Here is a 15,559-nt window from a genome sequence, read left to right on the forward strand (position 1 = left end):
CCGACCCGGCCATCCCGGTCAGCCGACCCGACCCCGCCCGACCCGCCCCCGGCCCAACCCAACCCGATCCGGCCCAACCCGATCCGGCCCAACCCGATCCGGCCTGGCCCACCCGGCCCCGACTTGCCCGACTCGGCTGGCCGGGCCTGCCCCGCCCACCCGACCCAACCAACCCGACCCGGACCGCCCGGCCAGCCCACCTTGTCCGCCCCGCCCAGCCCACCTTGCCCGCCCTGCCCGGCTCGACCTGGCCGTCCCGGCCGGCCGACCCGGCCCGGCTTGCCCGATCCGCCCGGCCTGCCCGTCCCGGCTTGCCCGGACTGCCCCGCCCGACCCGGACTGCCCCGCCCGACCCGGACTGCCCCGCCCGACCCGGACTGCCCCGCCCGACCCGGACTGCCCCGCCCGACCCGGTCGGGCCGACCCGACCCGCCACGCCCCACCCGGCCGGACCGACCCGCCCCGCCCCGGCCAGTCGACCCGCCCGGGCGCCCCGTTCCGGTCTGCGTGCTTCGGCCGGGCGGGGTGCGGTCGCTCCGGTCCGCTTCCGCCGTCCCCGCTTCGTGCCGCTCCGCGAGCGTCCCCACCGCCCGTGCACCGGCGCCGAAAGGTCCGCCGTGTTCTCCTCGTACCCCTCCCCGCCGCCGCCCCGCCCGCCCCGGCACCATCTGCCGGCCGCCGCGCCGCGGCATGCGCTCGCCCTCGGGATCGGGCTCCTGCTCCTCTCGCTCCTGTTCGCCCTCCTGCTCCGGCTGGACCGCAGGCCGTTCTTCCAGGGGGTCGACGACCGCTGGGCCGCCGCGGTCGACCATTCCTCCGCCGACGCCTCCGGGGAGCCCGGCGGATTGCTCGTCGTCCTCGATCGGCTCGGCGGCCCCCTCGGCATGGTCCTTCCGCTGGTCCTCCTCGGCTGCCTCTGCGTCTACGGGCGCTGGCGCTCCGGGCTGTTCGTCCTGCTGGCGGCCGTGGTCGCCAACGCCCTCGTCGTCCTGCCCGTCAAGCAGCTGGCCGATCGCCCGCGGCCGCCCCACCCGTGGGTGCTGGTCAACGACGGCTCGTACCCCTCGGGGCAGGTGTTCGGCGCGGTGACGCTCGTGATCGTGGTCGCGGTGGTGGTGTTCCCGCCCCGTGCCCGACGCTGGTGGTGGGCCTTCGGGGGCGCGTACGTCCTCGCCATGATGGGCAGCCGGACCTGGCTGCACGCCCAGTGGCTCAGCGACACCGTCGCGGGCGCGCTCCTCGGCGCCGGCACCTGCCTCGTGCTCTGGCGGATCCTCGCGCCACTGCTGGAGACGGAGGCGCAGCGTATGGCCTCGAACAGTCTGTGGCTGTGACGCGCCGCCTCGGAGGGGTGGCCATCCCCGCCGAAATATCTCGACACATTGACGGACGGCAAATTTACGCCATACCGTCGGAGGGTCCGGCGCCCCGGCGCGGCCCCAGTCACGAAGAGAGAAGGAACGGCCCATGCCCCACTCCCCAGGCCAGGACCAGCCGGAGGTGCAGCTCCCCGCGGGCCGCCTGCGCGGCACGACGGAGGGCGGGGTCGCCGTCTTCCGTGCCGTGCCCTACGCCGCACCGCCCGTCGGCGACCTGCGGTGGCGGCCCGCACAGCCGCACCCCGGCTGGAGCGGCACTCGCGACGCCACCGCCGACGGCCCCAGCGCGCCCCAGATGTACGCGGAGGGCGGCGACCCGGTGCTCGGCGGGCACGGGGCGCCGCCTTTCGACGACGACTGCCTCACCCTCAACGTCTGGACCCCCGCCGCCGACGGCGCTCGCCGTCCGGTCCTCGTGTGGATACACGGCGGCGGCTTCGTGTCCGGCTCGGGCTCGCTGCCCGGTTACTCCGGCGAGACCTTCGCCCGCGACGGCGACCTCGTCGTCGTGAGCATCAACTACCGCATCGGCCCCCTTGGTTACCTCAACCCGGACGATGACGACGCGAGCGCCAACCCCTGGCTCGGCGACCAGATCGCCGCCCTGTGCTGGGTGAACGCGCACATCGCCGCCTTCGGTGGCGACCCCGGCCGCGTCACGGTCGCCGGGCAGTCCGGCGGGGCGCTCTCCACCGCCGCCCTCACCGGACACCCGCTCGCCCGGGGCCTGATCCGGCGGGTGATCCTGCAGAGCCCGCCGCTCGGACTCGACCTCCCCGACCCCGCCGCGTACCGGGAGCGCACCGCCGCCTACCTGGAGCTGGCCGGCGCCAAGGACGCGGCGGAACTGCGCGCGCTGCCCTGGCAGGAGCTGATCACGGCGGCCGCAGGCCTCTTCGCCCGGACCGCGGCGTGGGGGTACTGGCCGACCCCCTTCCTGCCCGTGGTCGACGGGACCTCCCTGCGGACCCATCCGGCCCTGGCCCTGCTGGACGGGGCGGCCGCGGACCTCGACGTCATGATCGGCTGGACGCGGGAGGAGGCCAACTTCGGCTTCGCCCTCGACGCGGGGTACGCCGACGCCACCCGCGAGCAGGTCACCGACCGGATCGCCGACACCTTCGGGGCGGAAGCCGCGGCCGACGTGTACGCGGCGTACGCGCGGGCCCGGCCCGGCTCGCGCCCCGTGGACGTCCTCATGGACCTGATCACCGACGAGCTCTTCCGGGTGCCGGCCGTCCGGCTGGCCGAGGCCAGAGCCGCGTCGGGCCACCCCGTGTGGGCCTACCAGTTCGACCTGCCCGCAGCCGCGTACGAGGGCCGGCTCGGCGCCGCCCACTGCCTCGAACTCCCCTTCGTCTTCGACAACTTCGACCGGTGGGCGCACGCCCCCTTCCTGGCCGGACTCGACCCGGCCGTCCGCGACGGCCTGGCCTGCGCGATGCACCGGGCCTGGATCTCCTTCGTTCGCACCGGCGACCCGAACCACCCGGACCTGCCGTGCTGGCGCCCGTACGACGCGCAGTCGCGCACCACGATGCGCTTCGACACGGTCGTGACCGCCCTCGACGACCTGGCGGGGGCCTCGCGCCTGCTGCACGGCCCCGCCCGCACGTCCGGGCAGTCCTCCGCTCCCTTGATTTAACTCGTGTAACCTGAAAAGGAAGGAGCACCAGGGAAACCCGAGCACAAGGAGCGTCGAGGGACGTCATGGCCAAGGACACTGCCAAAGACACTCACGTCCCCGCATCGATCACCAGCGCCGACGTGGCCCGCCTCGCCGGGGTGTCGCGCGCCACGGTCTCCTTCGTCCTCAACGACACCCAGGGCCACCGGGTCAGCGCGAGCACCCGCGCCCGGGTGCTCGACGCGGCCAGGCAGCTGGGCTACGTACCGCACGCGGCCGCCCGCTCCTTGCGCGCCGGCCGCAGCAACCTCGTCCTGATGCCGGCGTCGATCTCCGCCGCGGGACGCCTCGTCAGTGACTGGGTCGACGACCTGCACAGCGAACTCGAACGGCTCGGCTACACGGCCGTGCTCCACGCGGGCCGCTTCGCCGACCCCGTGGACGCCGCCCGGGCCTGGGCCGAACTGCGCCCGGCTGCCGTCGTCGCCCTGGACGGCGACCGGTTCACCGCCGCGGCGGCCGACGTGCTGACCCGGGCCGGGGTGCGCGGCCTGCTCGCCTTCGCGTCCCACCCCGTCGAGGGCGTGCACACCATCGGCTTCGACCACACCCGCATCGGCGCCACCGCGGCCGAGCACCTCATCGCCCGCGGCCGGACCGCGATCGGCGTTGTCCTGCCCCAGGAGCGGGGCCTGGGCATCATGGCCCGGCCGCGCCTCGCGGGCGCCGAGTCGGTCGCCGCCCGGCACCTGGCGACCGTCACCCCCCTGGAGCTCGCCTACACCCGGGAGTCAGCCCGAGACCTGGCCCGGCGCTGGCCGAGCCTCGGCCTGGACTCCGTCTTCGCCTACAACGACGAGTACGCCGCCCTGCTGCTCCACGCCTTCCAGGCGGAGGGGATCTCCGTACCGGAGGAGGTCGCCATCGTCGGCTGCGACGACCTCGTGCTCTCCGCGCTCCAGCAGCCCGCGCTCACCACGGTCCGGCTGGAACTGCCGTCGGCCGCGCGGATCGCCGAGGCCGTGCACGAGCTGGTCGAGTCGGGTACGGCGGCGCCGGTGCCGGCCGTGGACGCCGTACTGATCCACCGCCAGACCTCCTGAGCGCCCCTGCGGCGACCCCGCCCCCCGCACATCGGTCGCGCAAACCGGTCGCGCGCCGGCGGGCCCCCGGACTCGCCCCGCACCCGGCGTCCGACGGCGGTTCGCGGGCCTCGCCGGGGCGGGCGGGCACCTCATCGGCTTCCACGGGTCGACGGCCGCACCGCCCCTTCTGGCCGGGCGCAGACGTGCGCCAGCAGGCCCACCCGGACTGCGCAGGTGAGGCCCGCCCGGAGGGTTCCGGGCGGGCCTCCTCCGGGTGCGGCGGCACGGTGCCGGGGCGGTCAGCCGCCGTCGGGTACCGCCGCCGCGTCCCGGTCCGCCCCCGCGGCCGCCCCCCGGCGGTCGTGGGGACGGACGCTCTCCCGGGTGAGCGCGGGCTGGAAGAGCCACCACGTCAGGAGCCCCGCTCCCGCGCCGGCCGCGGCCCCGGCCACCGTGTCGGTGAACCAGTGCGCATGGAGCCAGGTACGGCTCCACATCATCGCCAGCGTGAAGACCGCGCCCCCGCACCACCACGCCCGCCGCCGGGCGGCCGGCACCAGCAGCGCCCCCGCGACGACGACGAGGAGCGCCGCGGTGGCCGCGTGGCCCGACGGAAAGGAGCCGTGGTCCACGCGCACCAGGGGGTCGGCCGGGCGGGGCCGGTCCACCAGGTGCTTGAGCCCCTGGACGACGAGCATGTTGCCGCCGAGGTAGGCGACCAGCAGGAAGCAGGCCGAGGCCCAGCGCCTGCGGAAGAGCAGCAGGAACAGCAGGGAGAGCGGCAGGACGGCGCCGACCGGGCCGCCGAACCAGTTCAGGGCGGTGGCCGCGGCCAGGTACGGCCCGTCGTGGGGGCCGCCCATCCAGCCCAGCCAGCGGTCGTCCAGCGGCTGGAAGGGCGGATCGGTGATGTCGGAGCGGACGACCAGGGCCGTCGCCGCGGCGGCGGCCAGCGGCAGGAGGCCCGCCACGAGGAGGCCGGGGCTGCGGCGGATCCGGGATGCGCCGGGCTTGCGGGATCGCCGGGACCCGTCGGGTCCGGCGCTGCCGGGCCCGACGGATCTGCCGGGTCTGCCGGGCCCGACGGATCTGCCGGGTCTGCCGGGTCTGTCGTGCGGGGTGGGGGCCGGTTCGGTGGCCGGGCTGGCGGACATGGCTGCCTCTCGCGCCCGCGGGGCGCGCCCGCGGCCGTGTGTGCTGTGAAGGGATGCGGGGGAGGGGTGCGGGGGCTGCCCGGCGGCGTGCCCCCGCGGGTGGAGCGGGTCCGGGCTTCAGGCGCCCGCGCCGAGGTGGCGGGCCAGGAAGGCGACGCTCTCCTCGACGATCGACACGATGTCCGGGGAGCCGAGGAAGATGTGGTCCGCGCCGTCCACCGGCTGGAGGGTGACCTCGCCCCCGGCGCCCTTGAGGGCGGCGGCGAGGACCTCGCTCTGGCTGTACGGCACCAGGCCGTCCCGGGTCCCGTGCACCAGCAGGAAGGGCGGCGGCGGGGTCGAGCCCTCGGCGTAGGTGACCGGGCTCGCGGCCCGTGCCAGGTCCGGGCGCTCGGCCGCGGAGGCCCCGAGCAGGGCTTCGTAGGGGTCGGGGAACTCCGCACCGGAGGGCATCGGCGGCATCGGGTGGGAGGCCAGGGCGACCAGGTCGGAGACGCCGTACCAGTCGACGACCGCCACCACGCCGGTCTCGCCCGATCCGACCCCCTGCGTGCCCTCCAGCGGGACGCCGTCGGCACCGTCGGCACCGTCCGAACCGTCCGCGGGGCCGACAAGGCCGGCGAGCGCGGCCAGGTGGCCACCGGCTGACTCGCCCCAGACGCCGATCCGGTCCGGGTCGATGCCCAGGTCCCCGGCGAAGGCGCGGACGTAACGGATCGCGGCCTTCACGTCGTGCAGCTGGGCCGGGAAGGGTGCCTCCAGGCTGTGCCGGTAGTCGATGGAGACGAGCGCGAGCCCGGCCGCCAGCACGGCCCCGTGCAGCAGCGCGGCGGGCACGGTCGGCGGCGGGTAGCGGCGGTCGCCGTCCAGCCAGCCGCCGCCGTGGATCCACACGACGGCGGGGAACGGTCCTTCGCCGGCCGGCACCTGCACGTCGAGCAGCCGGGGACGGTAGCCGGGCGTCGTGGCGTAGGTGATCCCGTCGAAGCGGCGCACGCCGTCCGCGGCCGTCACGGGCGGTACGGGGGGCTGGTACGGCGGGGGCGGCCAGGTCATGTCGGCGATGTCGAAGGCGGTCGGAGGAGATTGCGTCATTGCGGCCCTTCCAAATCAGCGGGTTCCGGCGGGGCGGGTGCACAGGCTTCGCGTCGTTTGTCCGAAATGCTTGCGCGGGCAACCGGGGAGGCGTAGCGTGTTACACGTGTAATCAAGGACTCTAGCGACGCGTTTCCGCTGATGACAAGCCCAGAAATGATCCGACTTCAGGGTGGGTAACACGAGTCAGCGCAGTGGTCGCGCCGCCTTCCCCTCCGGGAGCGCGTCATGCTCACCACCACCGGCACATCCGTGATCGCGGCGATCCCCGCGATCCGGCGCTTCGTCCACTGGGTCGCGGACCCGGACGACACGAGCGTTCCGCAGGTCAGGGCCCGTGTGCGCGCCACGCTGGAAACCTGGGCGGTCCCGCTCGACGCCGCGGACGTCCTGCTGCTGGCCGTCAGTGAACTCGTCGGCAACGTCGTCCGCCATGCCGGCGCCGGCCGGTTGCGGGTCGCGGTCGCCTCGGGTGCCGGCTGGCTGCGCCTGGACGTCGCCGACCAGGGGGCCGGTCTGCCGCGGCTGCCGACTCCCCGTGCCGAGGTGGACCCGGAGTCCGAGGGTGGCCGCGGGCTGCTGATCGTGCAGCTGATGGCGGCCGAGCTGGGCGGTGAACTCTCGGTCGTGGCCCACGAGTTCGGCAAGTCGGTCCGAGTGCGCATACCCGCCGCCTGAATCGGGCGCCGCGCGGGAGGAGGGCCCTGCCGGAGGACGCCCGGCCCTTGGAATGTCGCGAGATGTTGACGGTCGCCAAATATTCGACATACCTTGCTCCCGTCTCCCCCCGCTGCTCCCCGATCGAGGTGCCGCCCCATGGAGCTCTCCCCTTCCGCGCATGCCGACCCCTTCTGCAGGGATCGGCTTCCGCCCATCGACCTCTGGCCCGAACTCCACTTCGACCTGCCGGAGTTGGACTACCCGGACCGCCTCAACTGCGCCGCTCGCCTGCTCGACGAAGCCGTCGAACAGCACGGCCCCGACCGCCCCTGTCTGCTCACCCCGACCGAGCGCTGGACCTACGGCGAACTGCGGCACCGCGCCAACCAGGTCGCCCAGGTCCTCACCGAGGACCTCGGCCTCCGGCCCGGCAACCGCGTGCTGCTGCGCGGCCCCAACAACCCCTGGCTCGTCGCCGCGTGGTTCGGCGTCCTGAAGGCCGGCGGGGTCGCCGTCACCACGATGCCGATGCTGCGTGCCGGTGAGCTCGCCGAGCTCACCGACATCAGCCGGCCCTCGGTCGCCCTGTGCGACCACCGCTACGCCGACGAGCTGGAAGCCCTGCACCGCCCCGGCGCGCCGGAGCCGGCCGGCCGGCCCGGACCCGCGGACCCGGTGGCGGGGTCCGCGGCGCCCGCCGCCCCCGCTCCCCCCGTGCTCAGGTACGGGGGGACCGGCGCGGCGGACCTGACCGCGCTCTGCGCGGCCAAGGACGGCCGGTTCGACACCGTGGCCACCGCCGCGGACGACGTGGCGCTGATCGCCTTCACCTCCGGCACCACAGGCCGGCCCAAGGCGACCCTGCACTTCCACCGCGACGTCCTCGCCAACGCCGACACCTTCTCCCGGCACGTCCTGAGGCCCCGTCCGGACGACGTCTTCACCGGCACACCGCCGCTCGCCTTCACCTTCGGACTCGGCGGCCTGGTGGTCTTCCCCCTCTCCGTGGGAGCCGCGACCCTGCTGATCGAGCAGGCGACCCCGCTGCAACTGGCCGACCTGGTCGCGGAGCACGCAGCGACCGTGCTCTTCACCGCGCCCACGGCCTACCGGGCGATCATGGAGGCCGGGGCGGTGGACCGGCTGTCCGGACTGCGCCGCTGCGTCTCCGCAGGGGAACCGCTGCCGGCCGCGGTGTGGCACGAGTTCCACGCCGCCACCGGCCTGCGCATCATCGACGGCATCGGCGCCACCGAGATGCTGCACGTCTTCATCTCCGCGGCCGACGAGGACATCCGGCCCGGAGCCACCGGCCGCCCCGTCCCCGGCTACCGTGCCGCGGTCGTCGACGAGCACGGCGCCCCCGTCCCCGACGGGCAGCCCGGCCTGCTGGCGGTCACCGGACCCACCGGCTGCCGCTACCTCGCGGACCCGCGCCAGACCTCGTACGTCAGGAACGGCTGGAACATCACGGGCGACACCTACGTCCGCGACGCCGACGGCTACTTCTGGTACGTCGCCCGCAGTGACGACATGATCGTCTCCTCCGGCTACAACATCGCGGGCCCGGAGGTCGAGAAGGCCCTCCTCGCCCATCCCCACGTCGAGGAGTGCGCCGTCGTCGGCGCCCCGGACGAGCGGCGCGGCATGCTCGTCAAGGCGTACGTCGTCCTCGCCGCCGGGGTCGCGGCGGACGGGGCGACCGTCGCCGAGCTCCAGGCCCACGCCAAGGCGTCCATCGCGCCCTACAAGTACCCGCGGGCCGTCGAGTTCGTCACCGAACTCCCGCGCACCGGCACCGGAAAGCTGCGGCGCGGCGCCCTGCGCGAGCGCGCCCGCACCGATACGCGGAGCGCATCGCCCTCGCCGGCCGCACCGGCCCGCGTCGTCGTCGAACGCCGCGTCGAGTGGACCGACACCGACGCCGCCGGCCACTACCACCACTCCACCGTCGTGCGCTGGGTCGAGGCGGCCGAGGCCGTCCTGCTCCACCGGCTGGGCCTGTCCCACCTGTTCGGCAGCACGCCCCGCGTCCACTTCGAGGCCGACTACCGGGCCCGCCTGTGGTTCGGCGACACCGTCCGCACCGAGCTGAGGGTCACCAAGGTCGGCTCCGCCTCCCTGCACTACGCCTTCACCGTCCGCGGCGAGCAGGGCGGCGAGGCGGCCACCGGCCGCATGGTCATCGCGCACTCGGCGGCGCACGCGACCGGGTCGACTCCCTGGCCCGACGACGTACGGGAACTGCTGGGCGCGGCCGGACCCCAGCAACCGGAACTACTCACCACCGCAGAAGCACCAGGAGGCACGCCGTGCGCGTCGCAGTCATAGGAGGTGGGCCCGGCGGACTGTACTTCGCGGCCCTCGCCAAGCAGCTCTCCCCGCACTGGGAGATCACCGTCTGGGAGCGGAACGCCCCCGACGACACCTTCGGCTTCGGCGTCGTCTTCTCCGACGAGACGCTCGACGGGATCGCCCAGGCCGACCGGGAGATCCACGAGGCCATGTCGGCCGAGTTCGCACGCTGGGCCGACATCGACGTCCGCTACCGCGGCACCACCCTCACCTCCGGCGGCCACGGCTTCGCCGCCCTCGGCCGGCGGCGCCTGCTGAGCATTCTCCAGGAGCGCTGCGCCGCCCTGGAGATCGACGTCCGCTACCGGACCCGGGCCCCGTCCGCCGCCGAACTCGCCGCCACCCACGACCTGGTGGTGGCCTGCGACGGCGTACGGTCGGCCACCCGCACCGCCCACGCCGACGTCTTCGGGACCGAACTCGACGAGCGCGCCGGCCGCTACATGTGGCTCGGCACGGACAAGGTTTTCGAGGCCTTCACCTTCATCGTCGACGAGCACGACTTCGGCACCCTCCAGGTGCACGCGTACCCCTACGACGCGACCCGCTCCACCTTCATCGTGGAGCTGGAGGAGGAAGCCTGGCGGCGCGCCGGCTTCGAGGGGCACACAGGCCACGAGCACCCGCCCGGCACCAGCGACACGGACAGCATCCGCCGCTGCGAGGAGCTCCTCGCCGGCCACCTCGACGGCCACCGCCTGCTCCCCAACAACTCCAAGTGGCTGCGCTTCACCACCGTCCGCAACCGCACCTGGCGGCACGGCAACATCGTCCTCCTCGGGGACGCCGCGCACACCGCCCACTTCTCCATCGGCTCCGGCACCAAGCTCGCCATGGAGGACGCCCTCGTCCTCGCCGCCAGCCTGCACGAACACCCGGACGTCCCGGCCGCGCTCGCGGCGTACGAGGAGGAGCGCCGGCCGGTCGTGGAATCCACCCAGCGGGCGGCCCAGGCCAGCCTCGAATGGTTCGAGCACATCGACCGCTACACCGGCCAGGACCCGCACCAGTTCGCCTTCAACCTCCTGACCCGCAGCCGCCGCGTCACCTACGACAACCTGCGCGTGCGCGACGAGGGCTTCACCGCCGCGGTCAACCGCTCCTCGGCCGTGCCGCCCATGTTCCGGCCCTTCCCGCTCGGCGGACTGCTCCTGCGCAACAGGGTCGTCGTACCGCCCACCGCCCTGCACACCGCGCGCGACGGGATCCCCGGCGACTTCGACCTCGTCCACCTCAGCACCCAGGCCCTCGGCGGAGCCGGCCTCATCCTCGCCGGGATGACGGCCGTCAGCGCCGACGGCCGGGCCACCCCCGGCTGCCCCGGCCTGTGGACGGACGAGCAGGAGGCGGCCTGGCGGCGCATCGCGGGCTTCGTCCACGGCCAGTCCGACACCTGCCTGGGCATCCAGCTCACACACGCCGGCCGCCGCGCCGCCGGCGGTGGCCCGAGGCCCCTCGCCGCCTCCGCCCTGGCCTGGGACGAGCGCAGCCCCGTACCGCGCGAGGCCGACCGCGCCGACATGGACGCCGTCACGGCCGACTTCGTGAGCGCGGCCCGGCGCGCCGACCGGGCCGGCTTCGACGCGCTGGAACTGCAGTACGGACACGGCCACCTGCTCTCCGGCTTCCTGTCCCCGCTCACCAACCGGCGCACCGACGAATACGGCGGCGACCTCGACGGCAGACTGCGCTTCCCGCTCGAAGTGCTGCGCGCCGTACGGGAGGTGTGGCCGTCCGGCAAGGCTCTGCTCGTACGGATCTCCGCAGCCGACTGGGCCGAAGGCGGCACCAGCGAGGCCGACGCGGTCGCGATCGCCCGCGCCCTCGCCGGGGCGGGCGCCGACGCCGTGGACGTCTCCACCGGCGAGGTCGTCGCCCACGAACGGCCCCGGTACGGCCGCAGCTACCAGACCCCGTACGCCGACCTCATCCGCAACGCCACCGGCATCCCCACCATCGCCGTCGGTGCGATCTCCACCTACGACGACGTCAACTCGATCATCCTGGCCGGGCGGGCGGACCTGTGCGGCGTCGGCCGGGCCCAGCTCCACGACCCGCTGTGGACCCTGCACGCGGCCGCCGCCCAGGGCTACCAGGGTCCGGCCGCGCCGTGGGCGCGGGCCTGGCGGGCGGGCAGCGGCCGGCCCCCGTCCGCCCGGACCGACCGGATCCCGCCCCGGCTCGAACTCCTGCGGCAGCCCGCCGCGTCCGTCCACCGCCGCTGGCTGCCCCGCGCGGCTGCCGCACCCGCCCACTCGTAGCGGAGACGCCCATGACCCTGCCCCCACGCCCCGCCGCTCCCGCGGAGGACCTGCCCCGGTTCACGGCGGCGGCCGTCCAGGCCGCACCCGTCTACCTCGACCCCGCCGCCACCGTCGACAAGGCCGTCGCCCTGATCGCGGAGGCCGCGGCGAACGGCGCCCGGCTCGTCGTCTTCCCCGAGGTGTTCGTCCCCGGCTACCCCTACTGGAACTGGACGATGAACCCCGTCCAGGGTTCCCCCTGGTTCGAGCGGCTCCAGCGCGCCTCCGTCGACATCCCCGGCCCGCACGTCGACGCCCTGCGCGCGGCGGCCCGCCTGCACGGCGTCGTCCTCGTCATCGGGGTCAACGAACGCGCCCCGCACAGCCTCGGCGTCCTCTACAACACCCTGCTCACCATCGGCCCCGACGGCGAACTCCTCGGAGTCCACCGCAAACTGGTCCCCACCTGGGCCGAGAAGCTCACCTGGACCGGCGGCGACGGCAGCTCCCTGGTCGTCCACCCCACCCCGATCGGCCCGCTCGGCGCCCTGGCCTGCGGCGAGAACACCAACACCCTGGCCCGCTTCACGCTCCTGGCCCAGGGCGAACTCGTCCACGCCTCCTGCTACATCGCCCTGCCCGTCGCACCCGCCGACTACGACATGGCCGACGCCATCGCCGTCCGCACCGCCGCCCACAGCTTCGAGGGCAAGGTCTTCTCCATCGTCGCCTGCTCCACGATCTCCCCGGACATCGTGGACGCCCTCGCCGGCGACGACGAGGAACTGCAGAAACAGTTCACCCGCCCCCGCAGCGCCCTGTCCGGCATCTTCGGCCCCGACGGCCGCCCCGTGACCGAACCCCTCGTCGACGACGAGGGCATCGTCTACGCCGAGATCGACCTCGCCCGCTGCATCCAGCCCCGGCAGATGCACGACATCACCGGCCACTACAACCGCTTCGACGTCTTCCGCCTCGAAGTCGACAACCGCCCCCGCACACCCGTGACCTTCACCGCGCCCACGGCCCCCGCCGCCGGCACCGCCACTCCCGAGGAGGACGCATGACCATCGAGCAGGACGACAGCATGCTCGGCCGCGCCCGGGTGTCCGACACCCCCGAACTCACCGCCTACTACGACGAGCTCGGCGCCCTCGACGCGGGTGCCCTGTGGACCGTCGCCAACGACATCGAGCCCTGGTACCCGCAGCCGAGGTCCGTACCCGTCCTGTGGCGCTACGACGACCTGCGCCCCCTCGTCCACAAGGCCCTCGGCCTCGTCCGCGGCGACGACGCGGGCCGCCGCGTCGTCATGCTCGTCAACCCGGGCCGCAGGGACGTCAGCGCCGCCGCCGGACTCCTCTACACCGGACTCCAGATCATGGGCCCCGGCGAGGCCATGACCGCCCACCGCCACCAGGCCGCGGCCCTGCGCTTCGTCCACGAGGGCACCGGCGCCTGGACGATCGTCGACGGCCAGAAGCTGAAGGTCGGCCCCCGCGACTTCGCCATCACCCCGAACGGCACTTGGCACGAGCACGGCAACGACGCCGACGACGCCCCCGTCATCTGGCAGGACGGCCTGGACATCCCGCTGGTCAACGCCCTCGACGCCGGCTTCTACGAGGTCCACCCCGAGCTGTACCAGACCCCCGGGAAGGTCATCAACTCCTCGGTCCTCACCTACGGGGCGAACCTGCTGCCCCACGGCGCGCAGAAGTGGACCCGGCCCTACTCGCCGCTGCTCGCCTACCCCTGGGAGCCCACCTACGAGGCCCTGCGGAACCTGGCGAAGGCGACGGAGGGCTCCCCGTACGACGGGGTCATCGCCGAGTACACCAACCCGGTGACGGGCGGCCCGGTCATGCCCACCATGGGCGCCCACATGCAGCTCCTGCGCCCCGGGCAGGCCACCCTCGCCCACCGCCACACCGGCTCGGTGATCTACACGGCGGCCAAGGGCCGCGGCGTCTCGGTCATCGCCGGACGGCGCTTCGAGTGGAAGCAGGGCGACATCTTCTGCGTCCCCTCCTGGGCCTGGCACGAGCACCACAACCTCGACCCGGCCGAGGACGCCTGCCTCTTCTCCTTCAACGACTTCCCCGTCATGCGCTCCCTCGGCTTCCACCGGGAAGAGGCGTACGCCGACCACGGCGGGCACCAGCCCGTCACCGCCGCCTGAACCGCGAGGAGCCCCCCGCATGCGCTTGCTGACCTTCACCGCCACAGCCGCCACCGGCACCACCGTCGACGGAGCGGCCGGACGCCTCGGCGCCGCCGAGACCGACGGCACCGTCGTCGACCTCGCGGTCCTGGCCCGCCACGCCGGCGTACCGCTCCCGCACGACCTGCTCTCCTTCGTCCAGGCCGGGCCGGCCGCCCGGGAGACCGCCCGGGACCTGCTCGCCGCCGCCCCGGCCGACCGGCCCGCCGGGGCCGTGCACCGCATCGAGGACGTGTCCCTGCACGCCCCGCTGCGCCCCGGCAAGATCATCGGCGTCGGCCTCAACTACATCGAGCACGTCGAGGAGTCCAGCCGCAGCCTCGACACCGACAAGGACCTGCCGCCGCGCCCCGTCCTCTTCGGCAAGCCCGCCACCGCCGTCACCGGCCCCGGAGCGCCGATCCTGCACAACGCGGACCTGACCACCCAGCTGGACTGGGAGTGCGAACTGGCCGTCGTCATCGGCCGCACCGCCTTCCGGGTGAGCGAGGAGGCGGCGTACGGGCACATCTTCGGCTTCAGCATCCTCAACGACATCAGCGCCCGTGACCAACGCCGCTCCGGCCAGTGGTTCTTCTCCAAGGGCCAGGACTCCTACGCCCCCTTCGGCCCGGTGATCGCGACCCGCGACGAGATCCGCGATCCCATGGCCCTCGACCTCTCGCTGCGCGTCAACGGAGTCACCAAGCAGAAGTCGAACACCCGGCACATGCTCTTCCCCATCGCGCGGCTCATCGCCGACATCAGTTCCGGCATGACCCTGGAACCCGGTGACGTCATCGCCACCGGCTCGCCCTCCGGAGTGGGCGCCGGCATGGTCCCGCCGCAGTTCCTGCACCCCGGTGACACCGTCGAGGCCACGGTCGAAGGCATCGGAACCCTCACCAACCCCGTCGTCGACGCCCGCTGACCCGCCAGGCCAAGAGGAGCCGCCCCGTGTCACCCCGCACCTACCGCATCGGCCAGATCGTGCCGAGCTCCAACGTCACCATGGAGACCGAGGTCCCCGCCATCCTCCGGGCGCGGCAGGCCGTCGCACCCGACGAGCGCTTCACCTTCCACTCCAGCCGCATGCGCATGACCCACGTGACCCCCGAGCAGCTCAAGGCCATGGACGCCGACTCCGACCGCTGCGCCGTCGAGCTCTCCGACGCCCGGGTCGACGTACTCGGCTACGCCTGCCTGGTCGCCATCATGAGCATGGGCCTCGGCTACCACCGGACCTCCGAGCAGCGGCTGCACACCCGGACCGCCGAGAACGGCGCCCCCGCCCCCGTCGTCACCAGCGCCGGGGCCCTCGTCCACGGGCTGCACACCATCGGCGCCCGCAGGATCGCGCTGCTCGCCCCCTACATGCGGCCGCTCACGCGGACCGTCGTGGACTACCTCACGCACGAGGGCATCGAGGTACTGGACTACGAGGCCCTGGAGATCCCGGACAACCTCGACGTCGCCGCCCACGACCCGGCCCGCCTGCCGGGCCTCGCACGGGCGCTGGAGTACTCCGACGCGGACGCGGTCGTGCTCTCGGCGTGCGTGCAGATGCCGTCCCTGGGCGCGATCGAGGAGGCAGAACAGCTCCTGGGCAAGCCCGTCGTGTCCGCGGCCGTCTGCACCGCCCACCAGATGCTCCGGGCCCTGGACCTGGACGCCGTGGCCCCGGGTGCGGGCCACCTGCTCTCCGGAGCGTACGCGAGGACCCCGCTGCCCGGGCTGCCGTAGGGCCGAGTCGGCCTG

Annotated in this window: 12 protein-coding genes and 1 pseudogene; 11 read left to right on the forward strand and 2 right to left on the reverse strand. The window is 74.1% G+C overall.

Features of this window, described 5'->3' with window-relative positions; translation table 11 throughout:
- The first annotated feature begins 617 nt into the window (after positions 1 to 617).
- From E6U81_RS03580 to E6U81_RS03590, 3 genes are all read left to right on the forward strand, one after another.
- Positions 618 to 1,334 carry a phosphatase PAP2 family protein gene (locus E6U81_RS03580; protein WP_136228598.1) on the forward strand — a complete coding sequence of 239 codons (717 nt, stop codon included), beginning with the start codon at positions 618 to 620 and terminating at the stop codon, positions 1,332 to 1,334.
- 133 nt (positions 1,335 to 1,467) lie between these two features.
- Positions 1,468 to 3,024, forward strand: a complete 1,557-nt coding sequence (locus E6U81_RS03585; RefSeq protein WP_136228599.1) for a carboxylesterase family protein — start codon at positions 1,468 to 1,470, stop codon at positions 3,022 to 3,024.
- Positions 3,025 to 3,089: 65 nt separating this feature from the next.
- The gene (locus E6U81_RS03590) at positions 3,090 to 4,109 is read left to right on the forward strand and encodes a LacI family DNA-binding transcriptional regulator (RefSeq protein ID WP_136228600.1); all 1,020 of its coding nucleotides are present in this window, start codon (positions 3,090 to 3,092) and stop codon (positions 4,107 to 4,109) included.
- Positions 4,110 to 4,390: 281 nt separating this feature from the next.
- Here the strand turns inward: E6U81_RS03590 and E6U81_RS03595 are convergent, their stop codons facing one another.
- Positions 4,391 to 5,062: a phosphatase PAP2 family protein gene (locus tag E6U81_RS03595; protein ID WP_240803607.1), complete on the reverse strand. Its 672-nt coding sequence runs from the start codon at positions 5,060 to 5,062 to the stop codon at positions 4,391 to 4,393.
- Between the two features lie 300 nt (positions 5,063 to 5,362).
- A complete protein-coding gene (locus tag E6U81_RS03600; RefSeq protein WP_136228601.1) occupies positions 5,363 to 6,340 on the reverse strand; it encodes an alpha/beta hydrolase in 978 nt (325 codons plus the stop codon).
- Positions 6,341 to 6,568: 228 nt separating this feature from the next.
- Between E6U81_RS03600 and E6U81_RS03605 the strand changes: the two genes are divergently transcribed.
- The 8 genes and pseudogenes from E6U81_RS03605 (at position 6,569) to E6U81_RS03635 (ending at position 15,544) form a co-directional block, all read left to right on the forward strand.
- The gene (locus tag E6U81_RS03605; protein WP_136228602.1) at positions 6,569 to 7,018 is read left to right on the forward strand and encodes an ATP-binding protein; all 450 of its coding nucleotides are present in this window, start codon (positions 6,569 to 6,571) and stop codon (positions 7,016 to 7,018) included.
- A gap of 138 nt (positions 7,019 to 7,156) precedes the next feature.
- A pseudogene (locus E6U81_RS03610) lies at positions 7,157 to 8,830 on the forward strand (AMP-binding protein); the annotation flags it as partial.
- Positions 8,807 to 9,331, forward strand: a complete 525-nt coding sequence (locus tag E6U81_RS40795) for an acyl-CoA thioesterase (RefSeq protein ID WP_346766124.1) — start codon at positions 8,807 to 8,809, stop codon at positions 9,329 to 9,331. The pseudogene E6U81_RS03610 and the gene E6U81_RS40795, both read left to right, overlap by 24 nt.
- Entirely contained in the window at positions 9,313 to 11,616 is a 2,304-nt protein-coding gene (locus E6U81_RS03615) for an FAD-dependent monooxygenase (RefSeq protein WP_136228604.1), read from the forward strand. Before E6U81_RS40795 ends, E6U81_RS03615 begins: the two co-directional genes overlap by 19 nt.
- Positions 11,617 to 11,627: 11 nt before the next feature.
- Positions 11,628 to 12,665, forward strand: a complete 1,038-nt coding sequence (locus E6U81_RS03620) for a carbon-nitrogen hydrolase family protein (RefSeq protein WP_136228605.1) — start codon at positions 11,628 to 11,630, stop codon at positions 12,663 to 12,665.
- Entirely contained in the window at positions 12,662 to 13,780 is a 1,119-nt protein-coding gene (locus tag E6U81_RS03625) for a cupin domain-containing protein (protein ID WP_206309829.1), read from the forward strand. The genes E6U81_RS03620 and E6U81_RS03625 overlap by 4 nt, the downstream gene beginning before the upstream one ends.
- 19 nt (positions 13,781 to 13,799) lie before the next feature.
- Entirely contained in the window at positions 13,800 to 14,732 is a 933-nt protein-coding gene (locus E6U81_RS03630) for a fumarylacetoacetate hydrolase family protein (RefSeq protein ID WP_136228606.1), read from the forward strand.
- Between the two features lie 80 nt (positions 14,733 to 14,812).
- Positions 14,813 to 15,544: an Asp/Glu racemase gene (locus E6U81_RS03635; RefSeq protein WP_136228909.1), complete on the forward strand. Its 732-nt coding sequence runs from the start codon at positions 14,813 to 14,815 to the stop codon at positions 15,542 to 15,544.
- The last annotated feature ends 15 nt before the right edge of the window (positions 15,545 to 15,559 follow it).

The sequence above is a fragment of the Streptomyces sp. A0592 genome (assembly GCF_004795115.1).
Lineage (GTDB): Bacteria > Actinomycetota > Actinomycetes > Streptomycetales > Streptomycetaceae > Streptomyces > Streptomyces erythrochromogenes.

Bases quoted from the DNA above. Each gene is read 5' to 3' on its own strand.
- E6U81_RS03605 (WP_136228602.1), top strand. From the start codon at position 6,569: ATGCTCACCACCACCGGCACATCCGTGATCGCGGCGATCCCCGCGATC.
- E6U81_RS03600 (WP_136228601.1), bottom strand. From the start codon at position 6,340: ATGACGCAATCTCCTCCGACCGCCTTCGACATCGCCGACATGACCTGG.
- E6U81_RS03630 (WP_136228606.1), top strand. From the start codon at position 13,800: ATGCGCTTGCTGACCTTCACCGCCACAGCCGCCACCGGCACCACCGTC.
- E6U81_RS03625 (WP_206309829.1), top strand. From the start codon at position 12,662: ATGACCATCGAGCAGGACGACAGCATGCTCGGCCGCGCCCGGGTGTCC.
- E6U81_RS03590 (WP_136228600.1), top strand. From the start codon at position 3,090: ATGGCCAAGGACACTGCCAAAGACACTCACGTCCCCGCATCGATCACC.
- E6U81_RS03620 (WP_136228605.1), top strand. From the start codon at position 11,628: ATGACCCTGCCCCCACGCCCCGCCGCTCCCGCGGAGGACCTGCCCCGG.
- E6U81_RS03585 (WP_136228599.1), top strand. From the start codon at position 1,468: ATGCCCCACTCCCCAGGCCAGGACCAGCCGGAGGTGCAGCTCCCCGCG.
- E6U81_RS03635 (WP_136228909.1), top strand. From the start codon at position 14,813: ATGGAGACCGAGGTCCCCGCCATCCTCCGGGCGCGGCAGGCCGTCGCA.